This is a genomic window from Enterobacter cloacae complex sp. IR5384, from assembly GCF_049237265.1.
In the GTDB taxonomy this organism is placed as follows: Bacteria; Pseudomonadota; Gammaproteobacteria; order Enterobacterales; family Enterobacteriaceae; genus Enterobacter; species Enterobacter cloacae.
Genome location: NZ_JBMKHJ010000005.1, coordinates 108,309 through 120,800, shown reverse-complemented (window position 1 = coordinate 120,800; position 12,492 = coordinate 108,309). Strand labels below are relative to the sequence as shown.

The window sequence follows — 12,492 nt, the reverse complement described above, 5'->3', positions numbered from 1 at the left end:
TTAACCCCAGAGTTTTTCCAGCTCATACAGGCGACGGCTCTCTTCCTGCATGACGTGGACAATCACATCGCCAAGATCGACAACCACCCAGTCAGCGGTCGCTTCACCTTCAACACCGAGCGGTAACAGCCCTGCTGCACGTGATTCCTGCACAACATGATCGGCAATTGAAACCACATGGCGAGTAGACGTACCGGTGCAGATGATCATGCAGTCGGTGATGCTGGATTTACCCTTAACGTCGATAGCGATGATGTCCTGACCTTTCAGGTCATCAATTTTGTCGATAACAAAATCCTGGAGTGCTTTACCCTGCAAGTTTTCCCCCTGGGTGAATGAGATTGTGCAACTATGAATTCGTAGCCAGACAGTATACCTGAACTGACGCCCCTGTCGGGACAAATGTCACCGGCCGGGCTTTTGAAGGCGGGTATCATCCCACCCTCCGCCGGAGATTGCATCGCCATTTTTGTAAAACAATTTCTGTAAAGCAATGAGCGGCGGGAAAGTCTGGCAGCGGAGGATAACAGTATGGCTTACTCTGTCAAGGCAGGATAATCAATAAGGCGCTTTTTGTACGCCCGGATTATGCGTCTGCGCTTTTCTGATACAACCCGTGCGCGTGGATATAGTCCAGCACTGACGATGGCAGGAGATCGTCACAGGCTAAACCGTGCTGAAGCCGGTCGCGAATGATTGTCGCAGAAATATCAAACCACGGCGTCTCCGCCAGATAGATCTTCCCGGCAGGTTGATTATGCAGATCTTCCACATTGTCGGTCAGATGAGCTTCCAGCCACTGCTGATACTGTTCTTCACGCATGGTCAGCGGATAGCCCGGACGGCGGCAGACGAGGAGATGGCTGTTCTCCAGAATGGTTTCATACTGGTGCCAGGTGGGGAAGTTGAGCAGAGAATCCTGGCCGATGATAAAGGCCAGCGGTTTGTCCGGCCCCTGTTCGGCCCGCCACTCCTGTAGCGTTTGCGAGGTCCAGGACGGGGTGTCGCGACGGAGTTCACGCTCGTCCAGGCTGAAGAGCGGTTTATCCGCAATGGCCAGGGCGAGCATCTCTTTTCGCTGCTCGCTGGTGGCCTCAGGCTGAGGCCGATGTGGCGGAACGTTATTGGGCATGATAATCACGCGCTGAAGACCAATCAGATTCGCCAGAATTTCAACCGGTTTCAGATGACCGTAATGGACCGGGTCAAAGGTGCCACCGTACAGGGCCTGTAGAGAGTGCATGCTATCCATCGATAAATACATCTGCCAGCGCCTTGTGGCAGAGCAGCAGAGAAAGGCTTTCCAGTTCCGCCCAGACGGACTGGCCGTAATCTTGTTTTAACGTGAGCTCTGCGCGCATCAAAAGCTGTACCGCCTGGCGCAGCTGTTCATGGCTCAGACGATTAATGGCCTCGGTGGTCATCGCCCGACGGTTTTGCCAGACACGGTGTTTGTCGAACAACGAACGCAATGGCGTATGAGCAGACTGGCGCTTGAGCGTGATGAGCATCAGCAGTTCACGCTGCAGCGTACGCAGCAATATAACCGGTTCGCTACCCTCAAGGCGTAGCTGCTGCAAAATATGCAGGGCGCGCTTGCTCTTTGCCATCAGCAGCGCATCAACCCAGTGGAACGGCGTGAAGTGTGCAGCGTCGTTAACCGCCTGCTCCACGCGCGGCAGAGTCAGCTTGCCATCGGGCCAGAGGAGGGCGAGCCGGTCCAGCGCCTGGGCTAACGCCAGCAGGTTGCCTTCATAGCAGTAGCACAGCAGCTGATTCGCTGCGTCGTCCAGTTGCAGGTTATTCTGCTTCGCTCTTGCCGCCACCCATTTCGGCAGATGGGCTTGCTCAGGCGTCTGGCAGGTGACCAGCACGGCATGAGTGGCGAGTTGGGTAAACCACGCGGCGTTTTCCTGCGCTTTGGTGAGCTTGTTGCCACGCACGATTAACAGCAGATCGCTGTGCAACAGGCTGACCAGCGTCGCCAGCTGTTCATTGATGGCCGCGTTCGGACCATTCTCTGGCAGCAGGATCTGGATGGTCTGGCGTGATGCAAAGAGACTCATCGCCTGGCAAAGGGAGAAGAGGGCATTCCAGTCGGTATTGTTATCCAACTGGACGGTGTGGTGTTCATCAAAGCCCTGAGCGGCGGCGGCATGTCGCACGGCATCCAGGCTTTCCTGAAGCAAGAGCGGGTCGTTACCCAGTAGCAGATACGCCGCGCGCAGCCCTTCATTGAGCTGCGCGCGGAGTTGTTCAGGATACAGCCTGATCATCAGTTACCCATGGAGGTAGAAACAGGAGGCGTGTTGGCATCCGGTTTGTCGATGATGTCAGAACCCTGTCTTGTCGTTGCGGCAATGCCTGGCAGCTTACGGATCAGCTGTTCTGCGGCCTTGTCGTACATTTCGTTAATGATAATCTGCTGCTCAGCATCTTTTGCCAGCGCCGTTTGCGGGTTATCAAAGAACGAGCGGTACACTTTGGTATTGATAGGGAAAATGTCTTTACCCGGGATCAATACTGCCGCGTTCACCGTCAGCACCATCTGATATTCCGCAGTACGTCCATCCTGGAAGATCGACGCGGTATCTTTAGCCAGCGATGAGCTTAAGATACGTAATGACGGTACATCCTGGCGCAGGGTGCCTTTTTCGATCAGTTGAACATCGTTCAAACGCAGCTGGTTACGCACTGCCCGGCTGAGTGGACCATTCGGATCCCCTGAGTCGAAAATCATCGTTTTCATCTCAGCGGGCACCGCCGTGGTATTGCGCAGGTGCCAGCCACACCCCGCGGTGACCAGCACCGCCAGAGATAAGAGTATTGTTGCCAGTTGTCGCACGTTTCCTCCCGCGCTTAGCCAACGACCAGATTCAGCAGTTTACCTGGTACGTAGATCACTTTACGTACGGTAACGCCCTCAAGATATTTCGCCACCAGATGTTCCTGGCCAGCACGCTCACGAACCTGTTCTTCGGTTGCATCAACGGCGACGGTAATTTTACCGCGTACTTTACCGTTGACCTGTACTACCACCAGCGTGGTGTTTTCCACCATGGCGGATTCATCAGCAACCGGCCACGGCGCGTTGTCGATATCGCCTTCGCCTTTCAGCTCCTGCCACAGGGTGAAGCTGACATGCGGGGTGAACGGGTTCAACATGCGCACGACGGCCAACAGCGCTTCACGCATTAAGGCACGATCCTGCTCGCCTTCCTGCGGTGCTTTCGCCAGCTTGTTCATCAGTTCCATAATAGCCGCAATTGCGGTATTGAAGGTCTGACGACGACCAATATCATCGGTCACTTTTGCAATCGTTTTATGAACATCACGACGCAGCGCCTGCTGATCTTCAGTCAGGGCAGCAACGTTCAGTGCCGGTGCGTCGCCCTGAGCGGTGTGTTCGTAAACCAGTTTCCAGACGCGTTTCAGGAAGCGATTCGCCCCTTCAACACCGGACTCCTGCCACTCCAGGGTCATGTCTGCCGGTGAGGCAAACATCATGAACAGACGCACGGTATCCGCGCCGTAGCGCTCAACCATCACCTGCGGGTCGATGCCGTTGTTTTTGGACTTGGACATCTTGCTCATGCCGGTATACACCAGTTCATGACCTTCGGCGTCTTTCGCCTTCACGATACGGCCTTTCTCGTCGCGCTCAACAATCGCATCAACCGGAGAGACCCAGTTACGTTCGCCGTTCGCACCCACATAGTAGAACGCATCTGCCAGTACCATGCCCTGACACAGCAGCTGTTTCGCTGGCTCGTCAGAGTTCACCATGCCTGCGTCACGCATCAGCTTGTGGAAGAAGCGGAAGTAGAGCAGGTGCATGATGGCATGTTCAATACCACCGATGTAGATGTCTACCGGCAGCCAGTAGTTTGCCGCGTCGGAATCCAGCATCCCTTCCTGATACTGCGGGCAGGTGTAGCGGGCGTAGTACCAGGAAGACTCCATAAAGGTGTCAAAGGTGTCGGTTTCACGCAGCGCAGGCTGACCGTTAACGGTGGTTTTTGCCCACTCAGGATCGGCTTTGATCGGGCTGGTGATGCCATCCATGACCACATCTTCCGGCAGGATCACCGGGAGTTGATCTTCCGGGGTTGGCATCACGGTGCCGTCTTCCAGCGTGACCATCGGGATTGGCGCACCCCAGTAACGCTGACGGGAAACGCCCCAGTCGCGCAGGCGGTAGTTCACTTTACGCTCGCCCACGCCCAGCGATGCCAGTTTGTCGGCGATGGCGTTGAAACCCTCTTCGAAGCTCAGGCCGCTGAACTCACCAGAGTTAAACAGCGTGCCTTTTTCCGTCAGTGCTTGCTCAGACAGGTCAGGTTCAGAGCCGTCAGCCGCCAGAATAACGGCTTTGATCGGCAGGTTGTATTTGGTGGCAAATTCATAGTCGCGCTGGTCGTGACCCGGAACAGCCATCACGGCACCGGTACCGTATTCCATCAGCACGAAGTTTGCTGCCCAGACCGGAATCGCTTCGCCAGTCAGTGGGTGCTTCGCATAGAAGCCCGTGGCAACGCCTTTCTTCTCCATGGTCGCCATGTCGGCTTCTGCCACTTTCGTGTTGCGGCATTCGTCGATAAAGGTAGCCAGCTCTGGGTTATTTTCGGCAGCTTTCTGCGCCAGCGGGTGACCTGCGGCCACGGCCAGATAGGTCGCGCCCATGAAGGTATCCGGACGGGTGGTGTAGACGGTCAGAGTCTGATCGTAGTTCTCAACGTTGAAGGTGATCTCCACGCCTTCAGAACGGCCGATCCAGTTGCGCTGCATGGTCTTAACGGTATCCGGCCAGTGGTCCAGCGTGTCCAGATCGTTCAGCAGTTCGTCAGCGTAAGCGGTGATTTTGATAAACCACTGTGGGATCTCTTTACGCTCAACTTTTGTGTCGCAGCGCCAGCAGCAGCCGTCGATAACCTGTTCGTTCGCGAGAACGGTCTGGTCGTTCGGGCACCAGTTAACTGCAGACGTCTTCTTATAGACCAGGCCTTTTTTGTACAGCTCGGTGAAGAACTTCTGTTCCCAGCGGTAGTATTCCGGGGTACAGGTCGCCAGCTCGCGGCTCCAGTCATAGCCAAAGCCCAGCATTTTGAGCTGGTTTTTCATGTACGCGATGTTGTCGTACGTCCACGGCGCTGGCGCCGTATTGTTTTTGACCGCCGCGCCTTCAGCTGGCAGACCGAATGCATCCCAGCCGATTGGCTGCAGCACGTTTTTGCCCAGCATACGCTGGTAGCGTGCAATCACATCACCGATGGTGTAGTTACGCACGTGGCCCATGTGTAGTCGACCAGAAGGATAGGGAAGCATCGACAGGCAGTAATACTTCTCTTTGCTCTCGTCTTCGGTTACTTCAAAGGTACGCTTCTCGTCCCAGTGTTGCTGGACTTTTGATTCTATCTCTTCCGGGCGGTATTGCTCTTGCATGGCAGCCAGTGGTCCTGTTTTCAATACAGCTACAAATGTAGCCAATGGATGTGGTATTTCAGATCCGCATAGCATAGCCCAAACGCCCGCGTCAAAACAGCCTTTCGCACAAATGCGCTTTGCAGGAATTTACCGGGTCTGTGGTTCACCTGACAAAGCGGCGATGAAATAAGGTCTATTATTAGAAATAGTTACTTACCCGGGAGGCAAAATGATGAACAAGGTTGCTCAATTTTACCGCGAACTGGTGGCAACACTGACGGAACGGCTGCGTAACGGCGAGCGAGATATCGACGCGCTGGTGGAACAGGCGCGTGCGCGCGTGACGCAAACGGGTGAGTTAACGCGAACCGAAGTGGAAGAGGTGACGCGCGCCGTGCGTCGTGACCTCGAAGAGTTCGCGCGCAGTTACCAGGAGAGCCAGGACGAGGTGACCGACAGCGTATTTATGCGGGTGATCAAGGAGAGCCTCTGGCAGGAGCTGGCGGATATTACCGATAAAACACAGCTGGAGTGGCGTGAAGTCTTTCAGGATCTGAATCATCACGGCGTGTATCACAGCGGCGAAGTGGTGGGGCTGGGAAATCTGGTCTGTGAGAAATGCCATCACCATATTGCCGTTTATACGCCGGAGGTGCTGTCCCTGTGTCCGAAGTGCGGGCACGATCAATTCCAGCGTCGGCCGTTTGAGCCCTAGGTAAAAGCAAAACTGTTTGCGCCCTCTCCCTGTGGGAGAGGGCTGGGGTGAGGGCATCAAGCCGCAAAAGGTAAAAGCAAAACGGCAACCACGTTGCCGTTTTTAGTGTTTGCTCCCTCTCCCCGTGGGAGAGGGTTGGGGTGAGGGCATCAGGCCGCACTATAGTATGCGAGCCTCTCCGCCAGCAAATCCACAAACGCCTGCCGATCGATATCCACCATTAGCGTGGTATTCGGTTTATTGCCCGTCAGCGAATAGTAATCCACCACCGTCATCCCCTGGGTGTATTTCCCCTGGGTCTCCACACCAACCCAGCGCTCTACCGTGGTAAACATCTCAGGCTTCAGCAGCCAGGCAATGGTGCACGGGTCATGCAGCGGCGCGCCATGGAAGCCCCATTTCTCGGCTTTGTGATATTCCATAAAGAAGTCGAGCAGCTCGGCCACGGTCGTGGCAACCGGGTTGCCAATCGCACGAAAACGCTCGATGTCATTCGCCATAATCTGCGCCCGGTGGGTAACATCCAGTCCGGCCATCACAATCGGCAAGCCCGACTGGAAGACGATCTCCGCCGCTTCCGGGTCAACAAAGATGTTGAACTCCGCCGCAGGCGTCCAGTTACCCAGCCCCATGGCTCCGCCCATAATCACGATACGGGCAATTTTACTGTGCAGTTCAGGATGGCTGTTCAGCAGCAGCGCAACGTTGGTTTGCGGGCCCGTTGCTACCAGCGTGACGGGTTCAGCACTCTCGCGTAGTACCTTTGCCATCAGCTCCACGGCGGTACAGGATTGCGGGGCGAAACCCGGTTCCGGCAGTGCCGGGCCGTCCAGGCCGCTTTCTCCGTGTACGTTGTCGGCAATGATCAGTTCACGCATCAGCGGTTTGACCGCGCCACCGGCCACGGGAATATCGGGGCGCTTTAGCAAGGTCAGCATACGCAGGACGTTGCGCAGGGTTTTATCCGGCGTCTGGTTGCCGGCAGATGAGGTAACAGCTTTGACTTCAAGTTCAGGGGAGGCAAGTGCAAGGACGAGGGCAATCGCGTCATCATGACCCGGATCGCAATCGAAAATAATAAGCTGTGCCATAGCGTTCTCCATACGTAGCGTTATTTTGTGACAAGGTTAACGCTGCAATGTGACGCCGACGAGAAGCAGAGATTGAAAGCGTGAGACAGTGCGCAATCCGCAGATTGCGCACTGAGAAGATTAATGCAGGATTTTAGCCAGGAAGTCTTTAGCGCGTTCGGATTTCGGGTTGGCGAAGAACTCTTCTTTCGGCGAGTCTTCAACGATCTTGCCTTCATCCATAAAGATCACGCGGTTTGCCACTTTGCGGGCGAAGCCCATTTCGTGGGTCACCACCATCATGGTCATCCCTTCGTGGGCCAGTTCAACCATGACGTCCAGCACTTCGTTGATCATTTCGGGATCGAGTGCGGAGGTCGGTTCGTCGAACAGCATTGCCACCGGATCCATACACAGTGCGCGAGCAATCGCCACACGCTGCTGTTGGCCCCCGGAAAGCTGTGCCGGGAACTTATCGGCGTGCGCAGAAAGCCCCACGCGATCCAGAAGCTTCAGCCCTTTCTCACGCGCCGCTTTTTTGTCACGCTTAAGCACTTTCACCTGCGCCAGCGTCAGGTTCTCGATGATGGAGAGGTGAGGGAACAGTTCAAAATGCTGGAACACCATCCCCACGTGGGAGCGAAGCTGGGCAAGGTTGGTTTTCTTGTCGTTCACTTTGGTGCCGTTAACAACAATTTCACCCTGCTGCACAGGCTCCAGACCATTAACCGTTTTGATCAGCGTCGATTTACCGGAACCGGACGGCCCGCACACTACCACCACATCACCTTTTTTGACTTCGGTAGAGCAGTCGGTCAGCACCTGAAAGTGCCCATACCATTTAGAAACATTTTTCAGGGAAATCATTATACCGTCCTTTTCTTCAGCCAACTGACCAACAGCGACGCGCTTAAACTAATCACAAAATAGACCGCACCTGCGAAGAGCACCATCTCAACCTGCGTACCATCGCGCTCACCGATGGTGGACGCGGTACGGAAGAAGTCTGCCAGGCTCAGGACATATACCAGAGAGGTATCCTGGAACAGCACGATGCCCTGGGTCAGCAGGAGGGGAACCATGGCGCGAAACGCCTGCGGCAGAATAATGAGTTGCATGGACTGCCAGTGGGTCATCCCCAGCGCCAGCGCCGCGCTGGACTGCCCGCGTGAGATACTCTGTATGCCCGCACGGATGATCTCGGAATAGTAAGCGGCCTCAAACATGGAGAACGCAACCATCGCGGAAATCAGGCGGATATCGGTTTTCGGTGACAGTCCCAGAACGTTTTGCAGGAATCCGGGAACAATCAGGTAAAACCACAGCAGCACCATCACCAGCGGGATAGAGCGGAAAACGTTAACGTAGGCAGTGGCAAACCAGGCGAGCGGTTTAAAGCTCGACAGGCGCATTACCGCCAGCAGGGTGCCCCAGACGATACCGACGATGATGGCGATCGCCGTGATTTTTAAGGTGATCACCAGGCCATCCAGCAGGTACGGCATGGAAGGAACAATGGAACTCCAGTCAAATTCGTACATTATTTGCCCCCCAGATTGCCCGGCAGGCGAATTTTGCGTTCAACCAGGTTCATCACCAGCATGATGAAAGCGTTAATCAGAACATACGCGAGCGTAATTGCCGTGAAGGATTCCCACGCGTGGGCGGAATAATCCAGCAGTTTACCCGCCTGTGCTGCCATATCGACCAGACCGATCGTTGAGGCGATGGCCGAGTTTTTGACCAGGTTCATCATCTCTGAGGTCATCGGTGGAACAATGACGCGGTAGGCGTTAGGCAGCAGGACGTAGCGGTAGGTTTGCGGCAGCGTTAACCCCATCGCCAGACCCGCGTTTTTTTGTCCACGCGGCAGCGACTGAATAGCGGCGCGTACCTGCTCGCACACGCGTGCGGCGGTAAACAGCCCCAGACACATCATCGAGGAGACAAAGAACTGTACGTTAGGATCCAGTTCCGACTTGAACCACATGCCAATATTTTCCGGCAGCAGTTCAGGAACGACCAGATACCAGGTAAAGAACTGCACGATCAGCGGAACGTTACGGAACAGTTCCACATACAGCGTGCCGATAGAAGAGAGAAAACGGTTAGGGACGGTGCGCAGAATACCGAACAGTGAACCGACAAGGAACGCAATAATCCACGCCGTTATCGATAACGCAACGGTAACCTGAAAGCCGCTCCACAGCCAGCCAAGATAGGTTGTGTTGCCGAACGGGGCTTGTTGCAGAAATATGCCCCAGTTCCAGTCTATTGACATAATAAACTCCAGAAAAAAAAGGGTAGCAGCGCTACCCTCGAAGATTGGTGAGAAGCTCATTTTTCGCGCTGAGTGGGGAACGACCACTCAACGTATAGTCTGTCCATGCTTCCCGACAATCGAGAGGGCAGGAGATCCCGCCCCTGTAGTTCTAATTAGTTAAGAGCCTTGTCATTTGGTGATTTGAACAGTGCTTTCATGTCGTCAGACAGTTCAAAGTTCATGTTGAGATTTTTGGGTGGAATTGGGTTTTTGAACCATTTGTCGAACCATTTTTCCGCTTCACCGGAGGTTTGCACCTGGGCGATGGTGTCATCGATCAGCTTCTTAAACTGCGGATCGTCTTTACGCAGCATACAGCCGTAGGCTTCTTTCGACTGGGCGGTACCAACGATATCCCAGTTGTCCGGTTTCTTCGCTTTTGCACGTTCGCCAGCCAGCAGAGCATCATCCATCATAAACGCGACGGCACGGCCACTTTCCAGCGTACGGAAGGAGTCACCATGGTCTTTCGCGCTGATGATGCGCATATCCATTTTCTTCTCGTCGTTCAGCTTGTGCAGCAGCACTTCTGAGGTTGTCCCGGAGGTCACAACAACGGCTTTGCCTTTCAGGTCAGCAAAATCTTTGATGTCGCCGCCTTTTTTGGTCAGCAGACGGGTCCCCACCACAAAGATGGTGTCGGAGAAGGCGGCCTGTTTCTGACGCTCCAGGTTGTTGGTGGTGGAGCCACACTCAAAATCGAAGGTGCCGTTTTGCAGCAGTGGGATACGGTTCTGCGAGGTGATTGGAATCAGTTTTACCTGCAGGTCGGGTTTGTTCAGCTTTTTCTTCACGGCCTCAACGATGGCGTTAGAGTAGTCCTGTGAATAGCCCACGACTTTTTGCGTGTTGTCGTAGTAAGAGAACGGGACAGAAGATTCACGGTGGCCGACCACGATCACGCCGTTTTTGGCAATCTTGTCGAGAGTGCTGCCGGCTGCCGGCGCGTCTTCAGCGTGTACAACGCCTGCGGACATCCCCATTACCAGCATTGCTGTGGCCAGTTTACGTAATTGCATACCCAACTCCTTTCTTATCAGCGTCAGTGACGCATTGATACCCATTGTGATGTTGTTATATCTCGCGCTATGCGAGTGCAGTGTTATGCAAGCTTGTTAACATTTAGTCTGGCTTAATGTAAAGATTTTGCTGCGTTATTGTTTATTTTTGCGAAGCGCGCCGCACCATTCCGAGGCAGAAATCTCTCGTTGCACCGTTTCGGTGCTACCGGCGATCTATGCTGGTGCGACAAGGTTGCACACGAAGCCAAACTGCGTTTACCTGAATAAACAAAGCAATAGGCGTGCCAGAATTGAAATTTGGGAGGGAACTGTCGGGTGGCGGCTACGCCTTACCCGACCGACGAAGCGAAATGTAGGCCGGGGAAGCGTCAGCGCCACCCGGCAACAGAAGGTAAGATTAGCGACGACGCTGACGAAGGCTCATCAGCACAGCCCCAAAGCCAAACAGGGCGGTCAGGATCCACAGCGGCCAGTTGCCGGTGCGGGCATATGGCGTCAGGCCGCTTGTCGGCGTGACTTTAGCCGTCAACACTTCGCGCGTAAACTGCGGGATCATGGCCTGAATTTCTCCCCGCGGTCCAATCACGGCGGTGATGCCATTGTTGGTGCTGCGCAACAGCGGACGCGCCAGCTCCAGTGAACGCATCCGCGCCATCTGGAAGTGCTGCCACGGACCAATCGACTTACCGAACCAGGCATCATTAGAGATGGTCAGCAGGAAGTCCGTATCCGGACGGAAGTTGTCGCGCACCTGTTCACCGAGGATGATCTCGTAGCAAATGGCCGCCGTCAGGGCAAAGCCGTGTGCATGCAGCTGCGGCTGCACATACGGCCCCCGACTGAAGGAGGACATTGGCAGGTCAAAGAACGGTGCCAGCGGACGCAGTATCGATTCCAGCGGAACAAACTCGCCAAACGGAACAAGGTGATTCTTGTTATACCGGTCAGTCGAGGTGTAGCTGTACTCGCTGTCTTTGCCGAGCGTAATGATGGCGTTGTAGGTATCGTAGCGGTTCTGCTGATTCAGACGCGCATCCACAATCCCGGTGATCAGCGTACTGCCGCGCGCGCGCAGCAGATCGTTCATCATGTTGAGAAACGGCTGCTGGTTAATTTCCAGATCCGGAATGGCAGATTCAGGCCAGATGATCAGCTGTGATTTACCCATCACCTCTTCAGTGGCGTTGGCGTAAATTTTTAGCGTGTTCAGCAACTCTTTTTCATCCCACTTCATCGCCTGCGGAATATTTCCCTGCACCATCGATACCTGTGTGGCGCGCTCTGGCATCAGGGTATACCACTGGATATAACGCAGCGGGAAGGGCAGAGCGAAAAGAACCAGCGCCACCACCAGTGGTTTCCAGTTACGCGTGACCAGCGCCAGCACCAGCAGGCCGCTCACCACCATCAGCAGGAAGTTAATGGCTTCAACACCCATTACCGGCGCCAGACCTTTCAGCGGGCCGTCAATCTGGCTGTAGCCAAACTGCAGCCACGGGAAGCCGGTCAGCACCCAGCCGCGCAGAAACTCGGTAATCTGCCAGACCACGGGAGCCGCAATGGCAACGCGCAGCCAGCTGGTTTTAGGCCACAGGCGGGAAAGAATGCCCGCAAACAGACCGGTGTAGAGCGAGAGATAGGCGGCCAGCAGAACCACAAGGAAGACGTTAACCGGCCCCGGCATACCTCCAAACTGGGCGATGCTGACGTAGACCCAGTTGATGCCGGATCCAAACAGCCCCAGCCCCCAGAAGTAGCCAATGGCTGCAGCCTGAACGGGACGACGATTCAGGGTTAACCCCTGTAACCCCATCAGGGAGAGAATGGCTGCAGGCCAGATATCGTAAGGAGAAAAAGCCAGCGTACCGCTGGCTCCGAGTAACAGCGCCAGCAGCAAACGGACGCGCTGGCGTTCAAGCAGTGGGGCAAATGCCATTT

The 12,492-nt window shown here is 55.0% G+C and carries 12 protein-coding genes; 1 reads left to right on the top strand and 11 read right to left on the bottom strand.

Going from position 1 to position 12,492, the window contains the following annotated elements; all coding sequences use genetic code 11:
- The 5 genes from rsfS to leuS all read right to left on the bottom strand — a co-directional run bounded on the left by rsfS (position 1) and on the right by leuS (position 5,442).
- A complete protein-coding gene (rsfS, locus tag ACOTX3_RS06720; RefSeq protein ID WP_003858696.1) occupies positions 1–318 on the bottom strand; it encodes a ribosome silencing factor in 318 nt (105 codons plus the stop codon).
- Between the two features lie 268 nt (positions 319–586).
- The gene (gene nadD, locus ACOTX3_RS06715) at positions 587–1,252 is read right to left on the bottom strand and encodes a nicotinate-nucleotide adenylyltransferase (RefSeq protein ID WP_020685664.1); all 666 of its coding nucleotides are present in this window, start codon (positions 1,250–1,252) and stop codon (positions 587–589) included.
- Positions 1,245–2,276, bottom strand: a complete 1,032-nt coding sequence (gene holA / locus ACOTX3_RS06710; RefSeq protein WP_029882135.1) for a DNA polymerase III subunit delta — start codon at positions 2,274–2,276, stop codon at positions 1,245–1,247. The genes nadD and holA overlap by 8 nt, the downstream gene beginning before the upstream one ends.
- On the bottom strand, positions 2,276–2,845 hold the full coding sequence (gene lptE / locus ACOTX3_RS06705; protein WP_028028133.1) for an LPS assembly lipoprotein LptE: 570 nt from the start codon (positions 2,843–2,845) through the stop codon (positions 2,276–2,278). Before lptE ends, holA begins: the two co-directional genes overlap by 1 nt.
- Before the next feature lie 14 nt (positions 2,846–2,859).
- Positions 2,860–5,442, bottom strand: coding sequence for a leucine--tRNA ligase (gene leuS, locus ACOTX3_RS06700; protein WP_020685667.1), 2,583 nt, complete (start codon positions 5,440–5,442; stop codon positions 2,860–2,862).
- A gap of 214 nt (positions 5,443–5,656) precedes the next feature.
- Between leuS and ACOTX3_RS06695 the strand changes: the two genes are divergently transcribed.
- Positions 5,657–6,139 carry a zinc ribbon-containing protein gene (locus tag ACOTX3_RS06695; protein ID WP_014831082.1) on the top strand — a complete coding sequence of 161 codons (483 nt, stop codon included), beginning with the start codon at positions 5,657–5,659 and terminating at the stop codon, positions 6,137–6,139.
- Positions 6,140–6,288: 149 nt separating this feature from the next.
- Here the strand turns inward: ACOTX3_RS06695 and rihA are convergent, their stop codons facing one another.
- The 6 genes from rihA to lnt form a co-directional block, all read right to left on the bottom strand.
- On the bottom strand, positions 6,289–7,230 hold the full coding sequence (rihA, locus tag ACOTX3_RS06690) for a pyrimidine-specific ribonucleoside hydrolase RihA (protein ID WP_058679339.1): 942 nt from the start codon (positions 7,228–7,230) through the stop codon (positions 6,289–6,291).
- 120 nt (positions 7,231–7,350) lie between these two features.
- Positions 7,351–8,076, bottom strand: a complete 726-nt coding sequence (locus ACOTX3_RS06685) for an amino acid ABC transporter ATP-binding protein (RefSeq protein ID WP_014831084.1) — start codon at positions 8,074–8,076, stop codon at positions 7,351–7,353.
- On the bottom strand, positions 8,076–8,750 hold the full coding sequence (gltK, locus tag ACOTX3_RS06680) for a glutamate/aspartate ABC transporter permease GltK (RefSeq protein WP_013097580.1): 675 nt from the start codon (positions 8,748–8,750) through the stop codon (positions 8,076–8,078). The genes ACOTX3_RS06685 and gltK overlap by 1 nt, the downstream gene beginning before the upstream one ends.
- Positions 8,750–9,490 (bottom strand): amino acid ABC transporter permease, encoded by a 741-nt coding sequence (locus tag ACOTX3_RS06675; RefSeq protein ID WP_013097579.1) that lies wholly within the window; start codon positions 9,488–9,490, stop codon positions 8,750–8,752. The genes gltK and ACOTX3_RS06675 overlap by 1 nt, the downstream gene beginning before the upstream one ends.
- Positions 9,491–9,645: 155 nt before the next feature.
- Positions 9,646–10,551: an amino acid ABC transporter substrate-binding protein gene (locus tag ACOTX3_RS06670; protein ID WP_014883004.1), complete on the bottom strand. Its 906-nt coding sequence runs from the start codon at positions 10,549–10,551 to the stop codon at positions 9,646–9,648.
- A 400-nt stretch (positions 10,552–10,951) separates the two neighbouring features.
- Positions 10,952–12,490: an apolipoprotein N-acyltransferase gene (gene lnt / locus ACOTX3_RS06665; protein WP_058679338.1), complete on the bottom strand. Its 1,539-nt coding sequence runs from the start codon at positions 12,488–12,490 to the stop codon at positions 10,952–10,954.
- Positions 12,491–12,492 lie beyond the last annotated feature (2 nt).